Origin of the sequence: Flavobacterium quisquiliarum (genome assembly GCF_019308285.1) — a bacterium.
Lineage (GTDB): Bacteria > Bacteroidota > Bacteroidia > Flavobacteriales > Flavobacteriaceae > Flavobacterium > Flavobacterium quisquiliarum.
Window position 1 is genome coordinate 113,131 of record NZ_WWEM01000022.1, and the last position, 17,335, is coordinate 130,465.

At 33.5% G+C, this 17,335-nt stretch carries 12 protein-coding genes; 2 read left to right on the forward strand and 10 right to left on the reverse strand.

The window, feature by feature from the left end; translation table 11 throughout:
• Nucleotides 1-108: 108 nt before the first annotated feature.
• The 4 genes from GSY47_RS10545 to GSY47_RS10560 all read right to left on the reverse strand — a co-directional run bounded on the left by GSY47_RS10545 (nt 109) and on the right by GSY47_RS10560 (nt 7,883).
• Entirely contained in the window at nt 109-2,325 is a 2,217-nt protein-coding gene (locus tag GSY47_RS10545) for a glycoside hydrolase family 3 C-terminal domain-containing protein (RefSeq protein ID WP_179003426.1), read from the reverse strand.
• 207 nt (nt 2,326-2,532) lie between these two features.
• Entirely contained in the window at nt 2,533-4,179 is a 1,647-nt protein-coding gene (locus tag GSY47_RS10550; protein ID WP_179003425.1) for a DUF6377 domain-containing protein, read from the reverse strand.
• Nucleotides 4,180-4,405: 226 nt separating this feature from the next.
• Nucleotides 4,406-6,664: an acyl-CoA dehydrogenase family protein gene (locus GSY47_RS10555; protein WP_179003424.1), complete on the reverse strand. Its 2,259-nt coding sequence runs from the start codon at nt 6,662-6,664 to the stop codon at nt 4,406-4,408.
• A gap of 304 nt (nt 6,665-6,968) precedes the next feature.
• Entirely contained in the window at nt 6,969-7,883 is a 915-nt protein-coding gene (locus GSY47_RS10560; protein WP_179003423.1) for an EamA family transporter, read from the reverse strand.
• Between the two features lie 111 nt (nt 7,884-7,994).
• On the opposite strand from GSY47_RS10560, the gene GSY47_RS10565 reads away from it, so the two are divergent.
• Nucleotides 7,995-9,416 carry an aminotransferase-like domain-containing protein gene (locus GSY47_RS10565; RefSeq protein ID WP_179003422.1) on the forward strand — a complete coding sequence of 474 codons (1,422 nt, stop codon included), beginning with the start codon at nt 7,995-7,997 and terminating at the stop codon, nt 9,414-9,416.
• Between the two features lie 189 nt (nt 9,417-9,605).
• Here the strand turns inward: GSY47_RS10565 and GSY47_RS10570 are convergent, their stop codons facing one another.
• The 6 genes from GSY47_RS10570 to aspA all read right to left on the reverse strand — a co-directional run bounded on the left by GSY47_RS10570 (nt 9,606) and on the right by aspA (nt 16,588).
• Nucleotides 9,606-10,553, reverse strand: a complete 948-nt coding sequence (locus GSY47_RS10570; RefSeq protein ID WP_179003421.1) for a bestrophin family protein — start codon at nt 10,551-10,553, stop codon at nt 9,606-9,608.
• Between the two features lie 114 nt (nt 10,554-10,667).
• Nucleotides 10,668-11,390 carry a hypothetical protein gene (locus GSY47_RS10575; RefSeq protein WP_091496877.1) on the reverse strand — a complete coding sequence of 241 codons (723 nt, stop codon included), beginning with the start codon at nt 11,388-11,390 and terminating at the stop codon, nt 10,668-10,670.
• A gap of 83 nt (nt 11,391-11,473) precedes the next feature.
• Entirely contained in the window at nt 11,474-12,856 is a 1,383-nt protein-coding gene (locus GSY47_RS10580) for a HAMP domain-containing sensor histidine kinase (RefSeq protein WP_179003420.1), read from the reverse strand.
• Nucleotides 12,857-13,531, reverse strand: a complete 675-nt coding sequence (locus GSY47_RS10585) for a response regulator transcription factor (protein WP_109192922.1) — start codon at nt 13,529-13,531, stop codon at nt 12,857-12,859.
• Between the two features lie 220 nt (nt 13,532-13,751).
• Nucleotides 13,752-15,026: a BamA/TamA family outer membrane protein gene (locus GSY47_RS26350; RefSeq protein ID WP_179003419.1), complete on the reverse strand. Its 1,275-nt coding sequence runs from the start codon at nt 15,024-15,026 to the stop codon at nt 13,752-13,754.
• Nucleotides 15,027-15,178: 152 nt separating this feature from the next.
• Nucleotides 15,179-16,588 (reverse strand): aspartate ammonia-lyase, encoded by a 1,410-nt coding sequence (aspA, locus tag GSY47_RS10595; RefSeq protein WP_179003418.1) that lies wholly within the window; start codon nt 16,586-16,588, stop codon nt 15,179-15,181.
• A 156-nt stretch (nt 16,589-16,744) separates the two neighbouring features.
• On the opposite strand from aspA, the gene GSY47_RS10600 reads away from it, so the two are divergent.
• On the forward strand, nt 16,745-17,323 hold the full coding sequence (locus GSY47_RS10600; protein ID WP_179003417.1) for a pentapeptide repeat-containing protein: 579 nt from the start codon (nt 16,745-16,747) through the stop codon (nt 17,321-17,323).
• The last annotated feature ends 12 nt before the right edge of the window (nt 17,324-17,335 follow it).

Here is a 17,335-nt window from a genome sequence, read left to right on the forward strand (position 1 = left end):
CTTCTAACATTTTACTCCTAACCTTTAACTTTTTTAAGACAAAAGCAAAGCTGCAAATTTTTACACTTGCAGCTTTACAAACCAACCAATTTTTAGAAATAAAAACTCTTATTTAAGTGAGAATCCCACTTTAGATTTTATATCTGTTGATGAAGCACCAATAACTGCTTCGAAATCACCAGGTTCTGCAACCCAGTCATGTTTTTTATCGTCAAAGAAACATAAAGCTGTTTTATCAATCGTAAAAGTTACTGTTTTTTCTTCTCCAGCTTTAAGCGATACTTTTTCAAAACCTTTTAATTCTTTTACTGGACGTGGTAAAGAAGATTTAGCATCAGTAATATACAATTGAACTACTTCTGCTCCTTCTCTGCTTCCAGTGTTTTTAACGTTTACAGAGAATGTGATTTGATCTCCTACATTGATTTGTTTTTTATCAGCAGTTACTTTTCCGTAAGCAAAAGTCGTATAACTCAAACCATGTCCGAAAGAGAATAAAGGTTTAATATTATTTTTGTCAACCCAACGGTAACCTACAAAAATTCCTTCATTGTATTTTACTTCATCTCCACCTGGAAATTCTCCTAAAGCATGTGCACCGTTATCAGCCAATTTTACTGGGAAAGTGAAAGATAATTTTCCAGACGGATTCACATCTCCAACCAAAACATTTGCCAAAGCATTTCCAGCCTCAGTTCCTAAAAACCATCCTTGAACAACTCCTGGAACCTCTTTGATCCAAGGCATTGCTACAGCGTTTCCTGAAATATTTACGAAAACAATGTTTTTGTTTACTTTCGCTAATTCGCTGATTAATTTATCCTGACCATAAGGCAATTCTAATTGTTTACGGTCGTGTCCTTCATCATCTTGATTTGGGCTTTTGTTCAAACCTCCAATAAAAAGAACAATATCAGCATCTTTAGCTACTTTTAAGGCCTCTGCAGTTAATTCTGCCTGAGGACGTTTTTCTTCTAAACTAACTTTAGCTACAACACCATTGTAATTGCTTGTTGGATCTCCAACATAACCTCTAGCATACACAATTTCAGCCTGATTTCCGATTCTCTTTTTTAATCCTTCAAGCGGTGTGATTTCATATCTTGCTTTAAGTGAAGAACTTCCTCCACCAACAGTCATCATTTTGATTGCATTTTCTCCAATTACCGCAATCTTCTTCGTTTTAGAAAGATTGATTGGCAATACATTGTTTTTGTTTTGAAGCAATACGATTCCTTCTTCGGCAATTTTACGACCAGCCAAAGCATGTTCTTCTGTTCCAAAAGATCCAAACGGACGATTTCTATCCATAGTGGTCAAGAAAGATAAACGTAAAATACGACGCACTTTCTCATCTAATTCTTTTGTTCCAACTTCTCCTTTTCTGATCATTTCAGAATATGGTTTTGCTAAATAGTAATTGTCATAAGCGTTGCTTGTTCCCCAAGAAAGTCCGTTTGTCCAAGAACCAAATTCCATATCCAATCCATTGTGAATAGCTTGTTTAGTATCATTAACACCACCCCAATCTGAAACTACAACTCCTTTGAAGCCCCATTCTCCACGAAGAATATCGTTTAACAAATATTCATTATGACAGCATTGCTGTCCTTTATATTTATTGTAAGATCCCATAATTGACCAAACATCTCCCTCTTGAACAGCCGCTTTAAAAGCAGGAAGATAAATCTCGTATAATGCACGATCGTCGACAATTACGTTAACCGAATTACGATTGGTTTCTTGATTGTTTAAAGCGAAGTGTTTTACGCAGGCGGCAACTCCATTTGACTGAACTCCTTTAATGTAAGGAACAACCATTTTAGAAGCTAAAAATGGGTCTTCTCCCATATATTCGAAGTTACGTCCGTTTAATGGACTTCTGTAAATATTAACTCCAGGCCCTAATAATACATTTTTGTTACGAAAACGTGCTTCTTCTCCAATTGATTTACCATACAAAGAAGCCAATTCTTTATTCCATGTTGACGAAAGTGCTGTAAGCGCTGGAAAAGCGATACACGAATCATTTGTCCATCCAGCTTGATCCCATTCATCCCATTTTACCTCTGTACGAATTCCGTGAGGCCCATCGGTCATCCAGTTTTCTGGAATTCCAAGACGTTTTACACCTGGAGAACTAAATTTTGACTGCGCGTGAATCATAGCAATCTTTTCATCGGTTGTCATTCGTTTCAGCGCATCTTCTACCCTTTCATCAATTGGCTTTTTATCGTCCAGATAAACTGGAACTTTGTTTTGGGCATTCATTCCCAAAGAACTTAGTAAAAGTAAAACAACAACTGTTTTAACGTTTTTAAACATAGTAATATTTATTAAAGCATTAGGTTATATAGTATAATAGTGGTTTCTTTTCAAAAGAACTTTTATCATATTGTAAAACTAAAACGTTATCGTACACGATACATTTTTAGATAGAAAAAAGTAGTAAGTAAAAAAATTAAAGTATTGATTTTCAATATTTTAAACAAAATAAACAATAAAAAAAAGTAGTAGATTTAAAATAAATCTTTATACTTTCAAAGCCATTGAACCGATTTTCATAACCATTTCTTCGAAATCATTTCGGGAAACTACAGCCTTATTTCGAGCTCTGGTTCTATAGTTGTAAATTGTGCTTAGAGAGTAACGCAAAAATGCGGCGATTTTGACACTGTCAGTAATTCCAAGTCTAATTAAAGCAAAGATTCGAAGTTCTGTATTCAGTAATTCATTTTGTTTGAGAACAATCTGCTCTTCTGGAATTAATAAGGCATTGAAATCTTTTACGAATGTTGGATACAAGTTCAGAAAGATTATATCAAAATTCTTGTACAATTCTTCCAACTCATTATCAACTAGAGTTGTTGATTTTAAGATTTTATAAATTTCATCAAACTGTTTTGCGGTTGCTTTTTTGTTTAGAATAATGCGGTAGTTTTCTAATTTATTGATGTAAGTCGAACATAAATTGAAAAAATGCGCGATATACTCTTCCTTAACTAAGTTAGATTCAGACAATTGCAAGTTACTTTGCTGTAACTGATTGTTGGTTTCTGTAATGTCTTTGTTCAATTCAGCCAGTTTCTGACTGGTTTCATATAATTCTGTTCGAATTCGCGAAACCTTTTTCATCTGTTTATACACATAAATAATAGCAACCAATAAGAATAGTGAAAGCAGACTGATACAAAGCAGATAAATCTGCAACTCGCTTTTTCGCTGTTTTTCACGTTCTAAATAAACCGTGTTGATAATCGAATATACTTCTGACATCAACAGTGTTCTAAACTGAACATTACAATAAAGCGCATCTTCAATAGCCGATTGTGTCAATTTATAAGCCATATCAACATCTCCGATTTCATAAAAAACCAATGCTAATTCCTGTAACGAAGCATTGTCTTTATTGGCATTTTTAATATCTGATGTAGCAGAAAGTGCGTAGTATTTTTTTCTATCTTCTAACTGATGTCTAGCTTCAGCAATTTTACCCAGTAAATAGGTAATCATAGCGTAGTTTGGACTTTCTTCTTTTGTTTTGCTCAATAAAGAAAGCAGCTGTTTTTCTGGTTCATTGTATCTTCTATGAATAAAAATATCCTGCTGGATTCTATTGATTTTATATTCTAAAGTATTCGGATTCAAAATACTCAATAATGAATCGCGATATTTTCCAATTTGTTTTCTGTATTCCCTATTATCACTATTCGCTGCATAATGCTCAAAAAATTCACGGTACGAAATATAGTAATTCGGCAACAATGTAGCTGGAAGCGTTTTTTTATTGATGCCTTTTAAAATGGCTTCAGATTCCCGATATTTTCCAGATGAAGAATAGAGTGTTACCAATTGCAACTGTGCCAAATTCAAAAGTTCTTTGTTTTGAAGTGCTTCAGCAATTTTTATATTCTTCTTTACATATTGAATAGCCGAATCTGAATTTAACTTTTGATATTCTAAATACAGCGTTTTATTAAAATTATACTCCTGTTCTTTGGTAAGATTATCCGATTTTATTTTCTTGAAATTGAGAATTCTTTCCTCCTTTATTTTCACATAATGCTGCTTGTTTTTTATTGCCTCATTTAATTGTTTTAAAATAGCATCTGAACCTTCCAATGCGAAGACTGGAAAGCTTACAATAAAAAGAAACAGAAATAAGTAATAATTTTTCAAGCTGATTTAATATAAAGGAATTACAAATATAACAAAGCGAAAATATAAAAACTGATTTTTTTGATTAGGGTAATAATGTACTTAAAAGGAGGGAGTTTTTTATTTTGATATAAAAAATACAACACAAAAACACTACAAGCAATAAATTTAATTATTCCACAATAACAAAAAAAAGCTTTGCCAAAGTTTTAAACTTTGACAAAGCTCTCTTTCAAAATTATAATATTTAAACTGCAATCGGCGCTGCTAAACAACTTTCGGGAATATCAAATGCGTTAACCAATGCCACTGCATCAGGACGAATATCCCAGCAAAGCTGATTTACTATTTTACGAACCGCTTTTGTTTTGACTGCTTCCATATAGCCGTCTTCCAAATACCAAGCTTTATTTTTTTCTATCTGCGAAAGCGCATACAATTGACATTGCTTCGTCAAAATCGCTTTTGATTCTTCATCTTCAATCGCTTTAATTGCTATCTGAAACTGTTCCAAAACCACTCTCTCCAAATAAGCCTGAGCGACATCAATCATTTGATGCTGTACAACGTTAAAAGCATCATAGGCTTCTAAACCACCATCAACCAATTTTTTAATACGTCTTGCTGCCGATGCCAAAATTGTTTTTTCTCTGTGAACAAAAGCTTGTAAATGAAATTCGCTGTCTAATAAATGTTCATCGTCTGTTCTTCGGGTTGCAATTGGATTTTTCTCTGTAATTGCCGTTTTAGCATTTTCATAAACGTAATTGATAATTCCCAACGATCCCATTTCGCCAAACGATTTTCTGAATTCTGAAAGACGGTTTTTAGCCACCAATTGCATTAAAACAGTATTATCTCCTTCAAAAGTGGTGTAAATTTCAGTATCATTTTTTAATGCATCAATTCTGTTTTCAGATAAATATCCTTTTCCGCCACAAGCTTCACGGCATTCCTGCAGAATATCTCTAGTACTCCAAGTTGAATACGATTTCATTCCGGCTGCCAAAGCTTCGATTTCCTGCATCTCTGTTTCCGTTCCATTTAAAAATCTATTCGTCAAATACTGAAGTGCAAAATGAACTGCGTAAGTTTTAGCTAAATGAGGCAATAAACGTCGTTGATGCATTCTGTAATTTAAAATTGGAACCTCAGATCCACCTTCTGGCCCAAATTGTCTTCTTTGATCGCTGTAGCGAATGGCAATCGTCAGTCCTGATTTCGCTGCCGCTAAAGCCGAACGTGGAATCCCGATTCTTCCTCCTACTAAAGTTCCTAACATGGTAAAAAATCTTCTGTTATCACTCGGAATTGGACTTTCGAATTCTCCTTTTTCGTTTACAGAAGCAAAACGATCGAGCATATCGTCCTTTGGAATTATGACATTATCAAAACTGATGGTTCCGTTATCTACTCCGTTTAATCCCATTTTATGACCGCAGTCCCCAATTGTTACACCGTTTACCACATTTCCATCTGGATCGCGTAAAGGCACAACAAAAGCATTCACCCCATAATCATGTCCATCTATAATTAGTTTTGCGAATACAGTCGCCTTTTGTCCGTGAACAGCAGCGTTTCCAATATATTCTTTCTGAGCGTTTTTATTGGGAGTATGAATCGTAAAAGTCTGATCATTATGATTGTACGTTGCTGTGGTTTCTAAGCCTTTTACATTCGATCCATGATGTGTTTCGGTCATGGCAAAACAGCCTGGAAGTTTCAACGTTCCAATATCTTTTAAATATTTAGCATAATGTTTTTCGGTTCCTAATGACTGTACACTCATTCCCCACAATCCAAACTGAACACCAAATTTAATTACCAAACTTAAATCGTGGTAACTCAGCGTTTCCATAATCGCAAAATAATCGGCTATATTTTCCCCTCCTCCATATTGTTTTGGATATGCCATATTTCCAAGATTTTCATCGGCTAAAATTTTACACCATTTGTAAACAGTTTGTCTGAAAACATTAATATCCGTAGAAGTTTCATAAGCAAATTCGGGTCTGGAAATTACTGATTTCACTTTTTCGATTATTGCCGCTTCTTTTCCGTTTAAGATTTTGGTAATTTTCTGAATATCAAAAGTGGCATTGGTATGTGAATCTGCCGTAAAAGAACCTGCTTTGGTTTTGAAGTTTTGAAGCGCTTCTTCTCCCAAAATTCCTAAATCATTTTCTAATTTTTTAAAATCGGATTCGATAGGCGATAAATCCAATTCATTTGCTGATAGTGCTTTTGCAATATCAAAAATCGATTTGATAGAAGAAGTATCCTGAATGCTTTTTTCAATATCCGATTTCCATTGAGTGAGTTCATTTCGCGAAGGCGGATTTGAAATATCCACTTTGGATAATAAATATCCTTTTTCCTCTTCTGATAAAACAGTCAGCGAATTAATAAACTCTTTCAGTGTCGAAAATTCTTTCTGTGTCAGTAAATCATCTGACCACACTAAATAAAATAACGGAGTAAAGGCTTGAAGTTTGGTATTTTTCATATCAATATATTAGGATTCGGTTTGAATTAGTTTTTTTAGCCACAGAATAAAAAGGATTTAAAAGATTTTTTTGTTCGCCACGAATTCACGAATTATTTAAAAAAAATCTTTTAATTCGTGAATTCGTGGCTAATTTTATAGACAACAACAATCCTTTTACTCTGTATAATCTGTGGCTATTTACTTTTTTACACTTTATCGCATAAAAAAACAGGAATGAAAAATAATCATTCCTGTTTAAACATCCTGTTAAGATTCTTGTAATTTTCGATTTTAAACCAATAAAAAATATGAAAACTAAGATTTATGAACCTTTGGATATTGCGGTCATTTTTTGCTTTATCGCAAAAATATGATGTGAATTAAAAACTAACACTGCTATAAAAATGATTCCGTATGCCGTAATCTGCAGAGATGTGATATTCTCTTTGAAGAAAAAGGCTGCTAATCCAAATGCAATCATAGGATTAATGTTTAAAAGCATTCCCACTGTCGAAGAATTGATTCCTGAAAGCGCATATAAATTCAAAAACAACGGAATTATCGTAAACATAATTGCAATGGTCTCAATACAGAGATAAAACTTAAATTCCGTTGGTACCGGTCCCCCAAAAACCGGATAAAAAGGTAATAATACTAATCCTGCCAAAGTAATATGAAAAGTTAGTACAATAAATTTATCAAAACCTTTATTGGCACGCTGGCTTACTAAATAAGCAGCATAAGTTAATCCGATAATAATGCTGAAAACCATATCCATAATAGCGGCATAAGACAATAACATACAGCCAGAAATACTTAATCCAACAGAAATCCATTGTGTTTTGGACAATTTTTCTCTTAATATGAAATAGGCCAATAAAGTGGTCAAAATCGGGCAAACTAAATATGCCAAAGAAGTTGCTTTAACGCTGACATGATTCATTACATAGATATACGTAAACCAGTTTCCCATTAAAAAAGCACTTCCACCGATATTGAGTAAAATCGATTTTCTTTTTTCAGATTTTGGTAAAACCTTAAAGATTTCTATAGTCTCTTTTATTTTTTTTCTTTTAAATAAAAGAGCGATCAAAAGCATTAAAATACTACAGCTGAAAACACGATAAAACAAAATATCCAATGACGGATATTCATGAATTGGTCTTAAAACCAAACTGAAAAGTCCCCAGGTAGTAAAGGCAATTATCGCCGCTATATAATACTTTGTTGTTTTCACAAAAACACTGTTTTGAATTGTTTCCTTTTGATGACGCAAATTTCTAAAAAATAAAACAGCAATACAGATACAGTTTTTGTAAATTGCACCATAACAGTTTTATTTTTTGACATGAAAAACGCCAATTACTTATACCTTCAATTTGCAGACCGTATCGAAAAACAGATTAAATCTGGTCTTTTAAACGTTGGCGACAAACTGCCTTCCATTAGAGAAGTCTGCGCCGAAACAGGTTATAGCATGAGTACTGTCAGCAAAGCATATTACGAAATCGAAAGCCGTTCTTTGATAGAATCTCGTCCGCAATCCGGTTATTATGTGAGTAATATTTCGGCAAGAACAATTCCGGAACCCTCAGCAAGTACGCCGATTTTGACTTTGGAAAACATAGAACGTGAAGATTTAGTCGATTTGGTTTATGACGATATGCGTAAAAAAGACCTGACGATGCTTTCGCTTGGTTTTCCGTCGAATGAATTACTGCCAATTGCAAAACTAAATAAAGGAATGGTTCAGGCAATGCGTCAGCTACCAAACAGCGGAACGAGTTATGAAGAAATTCAGGGAAACAGTAATTTACGCAAAGAAATTGCCCGCTGGTCGTTTACTTGGGGTGGTTCTTTGACAGAAGATGATATTATTACAACGCCCGGCTGTATCTCTGCAATTTCAGACTGTTTATTGACTTTGACGAAACCCGGAGATACTATCATTACTGAAAGTCCGGTTTATTTTGGGATTTTACAATTGGCCAGATCTTTAGGTTTATATGTTATGGAGCTTCCAACCAACATGACAACTGGAATCGAATTGGAAGCTGTAAAAAAAACATTAGCTTCTAACAAAGTAAAAGCTTGTGTTTTAATGAGTAATTTCAGCAATCCATCTGGAAGTATGATGCCGAATGAACATAAAAAGGAAATTGTCCGCTTAATGGAATTTTATAACGTTCCTTTAATAGAAGATGATATTCACGGCGATTTGTATTTTGGCACCAGCCGACCAACCAATTGTAAAACCTACGACGAAAGCGGGATTGTGCTTTGTTGCAGTTCGGTTTCTAAATCTTTGGCGCCGGGTTATCGTGCGGGATGGGTTTCTCCTGGAAAGTTCAAAAAAGAAATTCTACGAACAAAATTATATCATACTATTTCCAATACCACAATTACGCATGAAGTTGTGGGAGATTTTTTAAAAAATGGTCGTTATGAAAATCATCTGCGTAAAATTCGCCAGATTTTAAATCGAAACTGTACCAATTATATCAATACTGTTTTAGAATCTTTTCCAGCTGGAACGAAGGTAAGTCAGCCACAAGGCGGCTTTTTTCTTTGGGTTGAAATGGATAAAAAAATAGATACTGCTGCCTTTTATCATTTAGCTTTAAAACACAATATCAGCATTGCACCGGGAAGGATTTTTTCGCTTCAGGATCAATTTTCAAACTGTATGCGATTGAGTTTTGGATTGCCTTGGTCGAATGAATTGAGAACTGCTATTCAGACTTTGGGAAGGTTGGCGAAACAATTGTAAAATGCATAAATAAACATCCCGTTTTAACCGCGAGGACATATAGAAGATTTTTATATTGATTGCGTTGCAGTGGTTGAAACCACTGGCTATATTTAAAATACTTGTGAATTTAGCAATCAAACAAAAAAACTGGACAGTGCAACTACACACTGTCCAGCCAACAATTAAAAGAAGACCAAAATTAAATAGTTATAAGACAAAGTAAGCGTCTTTTTCGACTTTCTTAGGTTCGTCTACTAAGTGAAATTCATTCAGAATATCAAATTCGCTTTGATATTCATTCAGCATTTGTTTAATATTTTTTTCAATAGTATTTGCAATAGCCGTAACAGGTGTATCGGTTGCTCTGTTTTCGAATGGATCTTGCAAATGAATTGCCATTCTTTCGATCAAAAAGAAAGCGGCTCCAATTGCTGTAATTAACGGAATTGCAAACCAGCTTAACACACTTGTTAGACCAAAAGGCAATAATAAAATGAACAGACATAAAGTCAATCTGATATACATACTGTAGGTTGTTGGAAAAATGGTATTTTTAATTCTTTCACATTTTCCCATTTCATCACAAAGTCTAGACAACGTATTATCAATCTCAACCTGCTGATACATATTGATTTTCTTTTCGTTTTTTGCATTTCGCAAATCTCTTGCATGTAGCATCAAAATAGCATTTGGAACGTTTTGATGGTTTTTAATGTATCTAATTTCTTCTTCGCTCATTAAACCTTCAAGCGGTTTTATGGCATCTCTCTTTCTTAGAGATTCTCCTAAACTATAACACCACGCAATTTGTCTTTTTGCAAAATTCTCTTTGAATTCACTGGCTTCAACAGAAAAATCGGGATCTTTATAAAACGTCAAAACCTGACGGATTAAGGTTCTGGAATCGTTAACAATAGCTCCCCAGACAATTCGCGCTTCCCACCATCTGTCATAAGCCTGATTGGACTTAAACGCTAATAATAAGGAAATAATGGTTCCAATCATTGTTGGAATTGCGATCGGAATATCTACGGGAAGGTTTATAAAATAGTGATGAAATATTTCAAATAGTACGGTATAAGCCAATACTAAAGCAATTTCTCCTTTAATTTTCCCGAGAACGTACTTCATTGGTATTCTTTTCTTTAATAACATATTTTCGGTTTTAAATTAATATTGCAGCTGTTTAGTAATTAGTTCTTAGTACCTAGTCCTTAGTGAATGTCAATTAAGTATAAAGACAAATAACTAGGAACTAGGTACTAAGAACTAAACAATTTCTTCATACAATGAGAGCACTGGAAGTCCCAATTTCTCATTGACATTTTCTTTTTTTACTTTTTTAAATTTGATTTTTTCGCCTTTTCGGGTTTCTACAAGCATGTCTATGTTATGCTTTGAAATGGCTTCTGATAAAAATGGAGCAACATTCTCGTAGTTATCTTCGAAATTGGCCGTCTGGCTTACGATTTCAAAAGAGAAATTCTCACTTAAATATTGCTGTACATCTTTTACGTGAATATTGGCCGTTGAATTTTCTACATAAAGTGCTTTACTGAAAACTTCTTTATTAATTTCTGTACTTAAATGCAGAATTGGACATTTTTGATTTCCCGCCAACTGCACAAAATATTGATGGATTTTTTTGGTTTCCTGTTTATAGGAATGTGTAAGGATAACCAGCTTTACAGAAAAAGCTTCTATAAGGCGTTTTAAAATAGGTGCCGAAAGTCCGTATTGATTGTGAACTTTCAGTTTTGCATTTGGAGTATGGTCGATAATATATCTGCAGGTTTCCAGAACTTCTTCCTGACTTTTGGTAAGTCCTGACCTCATTTCGCGTAAAAAACTGGAAGATGAAAAGGTATCTGGCGCTTCTGAAACTAATACTAATATAATTTCTGATTCAGTATCTTTCGACTGATTCACCGCAGATTTAACAGCCGAAATTGTATCATCTTTTAAAGTCGTAGGTATAAGAAAATTTTTCATAAGTATAATCGTTTAGTTTATACTTACAAATTAACAATCAATGAATTAGACTCTTCTTAAGCTAAAATTAGAATTTCCTAAGATTAAACATTAGATTTTTTAATGTTTCTTTTTTTGAAGATAATCGTTACGATAGTACCTTTATTTTGTTCGGATTGAACCTGTAATTCCCCTTCGTGCATTCTGATAATTTTGGAAGCTAAAGGAAGTCCTAAACCATAACCAATATATTTAGTTGCGATTTTCCCTCTAAAGAAAGGTTCGTATAAATGAGGAATATCTTCAGGCGGAATTCCGATACCAATATCGTTGATCGTAATTTTGATCATTTCATCATTTGCTGAAAGATTTACAAATACTTCGTTGTTATCTGAATATTTTACGCCGTTTGTAATTATATTATTAATCGCTAATTCTAATAAAGGTTTGTTGCATGGAAGTAAGAGTAAATTAGAGTCTTTAGGAGCTATATTAATTATAATACTTACACGATTGTCCGGATAAATTTTGTCTAAATCCGATTTTACATCCAATAATAGTTCGTCTATTCTCGCAACATCCGAAACTTGTTTTTGTCCGTCGTAACCTGTTTGAGTTAACTTTAAAAGACTTTCTGTTAAATTTCCTAAACGAGAAGCCTGACTGTATATATTTTCTAATGATTCAACATATTCTTCTACTGCACGTTCTTTTAAAAGCATAATTTCTGCTTCAGCAATAATAGTAGTTATTGGTGTTTTTAATTCGTGAGAAGCATTATTAATAAAGTTGGCCTGAATTTCGAAAGAAGTTTCCAGTCGATCCAACATATTATTAAACGTATTGGTCAAATCCGATATTTCGTCAGAATTTTTAACTTCGGGCAAACGATTGTGAAGGTTAGAAGCACTAATTCTTTTTACTTCTTTTGTAATGCGAGCAACAGGATTAATAACACGTTTTGCTAGAAAACGCCCTAAAAGGAAAGCCAGAATCACAAAACCGATGCCTCCAAAAAGCATAATTTTGACAATGTAAACCGTTGTATCTTTTCCTTTTCGGTCTCTGGCTCCTACAATAACAATATATCTTTGTCCGTTTTCCTGAAAAATCTGGCCTAGATAATATTTATTATCTTTTTCGTAAGAATCTTTTCCTGTACTTAAAATGTTGGTGTAAAAAGTATTCGGAAGATTTAGATTTGTATTATAATCAAAAGAATTATGACTGTTGATTTTTAATACATACTCTTCTTCTTCAATTAATTCTTCGAGACCATTTTTTTGAAGATTTTTATAGTATTTTATTTTCTCAGGATCTTTTTGAAAATGAATAGACGCTACAATTTTCGACCTATCATCTAAACGCTTTAAAAAGTGGTATCTGTTATTTTCCCTAAACAAGAAAAACACAATAATGCACAATAATGACGTACTAAAGGTAGAAAGGGCAACGTAGTTAAAAGTAATTTTTTTTCTAATATCCATTTATGGCTTTATAACATAGCCCAAACCTTTCATAGTATGAATAAGTTTGGTATCGTAAGGCTTATCGATTTTTCTTCTTAAATAAGTGATATATACATCCACAACATTGGTATTCATATCAAAATTAATATCCCAAACATTATCTAAAATTTGGTCACGAGAAACGATTCTTCCCATATTTTTTGCCAAATAATATAATAGTTTAAACTCTTTTGCGGTGAGAATAATGCTATCAGCTCCTCTTTTTACTGATTTGGCACGTCCGTTTATCTCTAAATCACCAATAACGATAGTATCAATTTTTTCTGTTTCCTGATGTGATCTCCTGTAAAGCGCATTTACTCGGGCATCTAGTTCTCCAAATTTAAAAGGTTTTACCAAATAATCATCGGCACCGGCATTAAGACCAGTTACAATGTTTTCTGAAGTTCCTAAAGCAGTAAGCAATAAAATGGGAACAAAATTCTTGCTGGCACGAAGTCTTCTGCAAATCTCGATTCCATTAATATCTGGAAGCATCACGTCTAAAACTACAACGTCAAAAGTATAATTATGAATCATCTCCAAAGCGGTTTTACCGTCAAGAGCTACACTAACTTCATTATTATTTTCGGCAAATCCTTTACGCAGAATTGATAATAGATTTGGCTCATCTTCGACTATTAGTAACTTCATAGTAATTTGTATATACAACAAAAATAAGGATTGAGTTTCAAAAATAGTACTTATTACGGATAGAAATTATGATTTAATTATGAACAATTACGCCAATACATAAAAAAGCAGACCAAAATAACCTGCTTTTTCTTATTTATTTTAGATAAATGTTTCTGATTCTCAATTTTTGAAGTTAAAATATATTGTTGCTTCGAGTTCAAATTGAAGAGTCTTACTATTAAAACACTTCTCCTGCATTTAGGTAAAATCCTTTCGAATTATTTCCCCAGGCATAATCGGCAACAAGATTGGTTCTTGTTTTTTTATCTATTAATATCCTGAATCCAACTCCAGCCGCAGGCTGAATGGAATGAAAAAGTCCTGTATTATTGTCGGCATTGCTTGCAGTTACAAAATTGGTAAAAACTGTTCCGCTTAACATTTGATTGCAGGTAATAGGAAAACGGAACTCCGTAGAAAGATAAATTAATCCGTTTCCTCTAAACAAACCTTGGGTATAACCTTCTCCACTCCTACTTCGCTGATCCCAACCGATAGCTGGAAGATTTAAATATGGAACTTCACCTCTGGTTATAAACTGTCCGTAAGCCCAGATTCCCAATATATAACGATTGTTTTTTTGCGAAAGTGGCACAAAATGTCGGTACTCCGCATACAAAACATTACTGTATTTTTGATTGTGAAATAAAACGGGATTAAAACGATAATTCAAATTAGCAAACCAGCCTCGGGAAGAATTCACCTGATTATCTCGGGAATCATAAACCATATTTAGACTTACTCCCGTTAGAAAATATTCTAAATTATCAAAACTATGCAATTGACTGTAATTGTAATGATAAGTTAAATTTCCATTTTCAATATCCAGTTCTTTATCTTTTATATTAGTGTACCAGTCTATGTTTACACCTCCACCAACATAAAAATTCTTTTTTACCTCAAAAGAAGCCGTTTGATGAAACTTGAAATAATTATAATCCATGGATTGGGCAATAGAATCAATACTAAAACTATCGGGACGATCTCTCCGGGGCGGAATAATAGCTGTTCCCAATCCGTAATTCGGTTGCGAAAAAATATAAAACCGATAATCTCCACTTAAAAATATTTTATTATTCTTTAGCAGAATATTATTCTTAACGTTAATCATCCATTGTTTTTTCAGGGTATAAAGAATTCCAAGATTGGCTACAGAATATTTATCGTTTTCCTGTTTTCCTTTGAAAGTATATTGTGCCACCGCGCCAAAGAAAAATCCCGTTGCAGGTTGTGAACCTATAGCTGGAATTACAAGAAAAAAATCGTTTTTTGTAGGCTTGACTACATAAACAGAATCTTTCTTTTTGAAAAGCTCTAAAATAGTTTTAGGAGGACATTCTTCTTTATTTTGAGATTCTATTTCGGTTTGAGCATTTAGAAATAACGGAATAATAAAAAGTAAAATGGCTACTTTTAATGTACGCTTAAAATTTGTGTTTTTTAAAAATTCCACACTTGTAAAGTTTTAATTTTCATATAATCTAAGACTCTAACCTCACGTAAATATAACTCATTTTCAACACTTTACATAATACTGTTTTAAAAACAAACAAAACAAGCCGTTAATTTCTTAACGGCTTGTTATTATAAATTTTATATCTAAAATTACTTTGTGATAAATTTTGGATGAATTAAATTCTCTAAAGAATAGATTTCATCCCATTTTTCCTGAGTAATCAATTTTCGTTCTAAAACAGCAATTTGATGTACGCTTTTACCTGTTTTTAAAGCTTCTCCGGCAATACTAGCGCTTTCTTCGTAACCAATAATTGGATTTAATTGTGTAACGATTCCGATACTATTCATTACCATATTGTAGCAATGATCAACGTTGGCTGTAATTCCAACAATACATTTATCAATTAAAGTCTGAATGGCATTAGAAAGATAATCTAACGAAGTAAACATGGCAAAAGCAATAACAGGTTCCATAACGTTCAATTGCAATTGCCCTGCTTCTGCGGCCATTGTAACCGTCAAATCTTGTCCGATTACATAAAAACAAGTTTGATTTACGACTTCTGGAATTACCGGATTTACTTTTCCTGGCATTATGGAAGAACCCGGTTGACGCGCCGGAAGATTAATTTCGTTAAAACCTGTTCTTGGGCCAGAACTCAATAAACGCAAATCGTTGCAGATTTTAGAAATCTTAACCGCAGAACGCTTTAATGTTCCCATAATCTGAACATAAGCTCCAGTATCAACAGTTGCTTCAATCAAATCCGGCGAAAGCGTTAATGGAATTCCAACCTCATCTGCTAGATATTTTACACAAATTTCTGGATAACCTTCGGGCGCATTTACTTTTGTTCCAATTGCCGTTGCACCCATATTGATTTCCAATAATAATTCCTGCGCATTTTTTAAACGCTGAATATCTTCTCCAATTGTAGTCGCATAAGCTTTAAATTCCTGTCCTAAAGTCATCGGAACGGCATCTTGCAACTGCGTTCTTCCCATTTTTAGGACATCCTTAAATTCTTCTCCTTTTTTAGCGAAAGCAACTTCTAAACCTGCAAAAGTTTTAATAAAACTTTCCATTTTCAAATACAAAGCAATTCTAAAAGCCGATGGATAAGCATCGTTTGTAGATTGCGAACAGTTTACATGATTATTTGGGTGAAGAAAATTGTATTCTCCTTTTTTATGACCTAAATATTCCAGACCAATATTTGCTATAACTTCGTTAGCATTCATATTTACCGAGGTTCCCGCGCCACCCTGAATTAAATCACTCACAAATTCCTGATCAAATTTGCCTGCAATTACCTGATCGCTTCCATAGCAGATCGCTTCGGCAATTTTAGGATCGATTGCACCGCAGTCTTTATTTGCCATTGCCGCGGCTTTTTTTACATAACCCAAAGCTTTGATAAATAGAGGTTCTTTTGAAATGGGAATTCCGGTAATATTGAAATTTTCTACAGCTCTAAAAGTCTGGATTCCGTAGTATAAATGATTCGGAATTTCTAATTCTCCTAAAAAATCATGTTCCTTTCTTGTTGGTTCCATATAATAAAATTGATCAATTTTGACTTAAAAATAAGCGTAAAGCTACAGCATTTTAAGCATTAAAAATAGAATTAGAATCAAAATGATTTAGGATTAGTTCCATTTATTTTATGGTAAATTAGTACCTTTTCACCCTCAAATAATTACTGGAAAGAGTTGAAAAACGAAAGCGAATATTTTCTTGATAAAGAATACAATACAATTATTTACGCCAAAGATTATCTTAATTTTAAAGACTTCGAAGGTTGCGTATTTAATAATTGTAACTTCTCTGCCTGCACTTTTCTAGCCGTTACTTTTATTGACTGTGTTTTTAACTATTGTATTTTTAATGAAGCAAAGATTAATTACGTCGCCTTGAGAACAGTCACTTTTAATCGATGTGAAATTAAAGAGGTAAATTTCGCCATGTGCGACAAATTAATTTTTGAAGTACATTTTAATGACTGTATTCTAGATTTTTCGAAGTTCTATACTTTAAAATTAAAAGGAACTCCGTTTATCAATTGCAGTTTAATTGCTGTAGATTTTATGGCGACAGATCTAACCAGTGTAGTTTTTGACAATTGCGATTTATACCGTTCCGAATTCAACAAAGCCATCGCCAACAAAGCCGATTTTAAAACGAGTTATAATTATACTATTGATCCGTCTAAAACGAAACTGAAGAAAGCTGTTTTTTCTTTGAATGAAGTGAAAGGGTTATTGTTTACGCATGATATTGTTGTGAGTTGAGCCACAGTTTCT

Excerpts from the sequence above, each read along its gene's own strand:
- GSY47_RS10585 (WP_109192922.1), bottom strand. The coding sequence starts at position 13,531 with ATGAAGTTACTAATAGTCGAAGATGAGCCAAATCTATTATCAATTCTG.
- GSY47_RS10555 (WP_179003424.1), bottom strand. The coding sequence starts at position 6,664 with ATGAAAAATACCAAACTTCAAGCCTTTACTCCGTTATTTTATTTAGTG.
- GSY47_RS10545 (WP_179003426.1), bottom strand. The coding sequence starts at position 2,325 with ATGTTTAAAAACGTTAAAACAGTTGTTGTTTTACTTTTACTAAGTTCT.
- GSY47_RS10575 (WP_091496877.1), bottom strand. The coding sequence starts at position 11,390 with ATGAAAAATTTTCTTATACCTACGACTTTAAAAGATGATACAATTTCG.
- GSY47_RS10570 (WP_179003421.1), bottom strand. The coding sequence starts at position 10,553 with ATGTTATTAAAGAAAAGAATACCAATGAAGTACGTTCTCGGGAAAATT.
- aspA (WP_179003418.1), bottom strand. The coding sequence starts at position 16,588 with ATGGAACCAACAAGAAAGGAACATGATTTTTTAGGAGAATTAGAAATT.
- GSY47_RS10565 (WP_179003422.1), top strand. The coding sequence starts at position 7,995 with ATGAAAAACGCCAATTACTTATACCTTCAATTTGCAGACCGTATCGAA.
- GSY47_RS10580 (WP_179003420.1), bottom strand. The coding sequence starts at position 12,856 with ATGGATATTAGAAAAAAAATTACTTTTAACTACGTTGCCCTTTCTACC.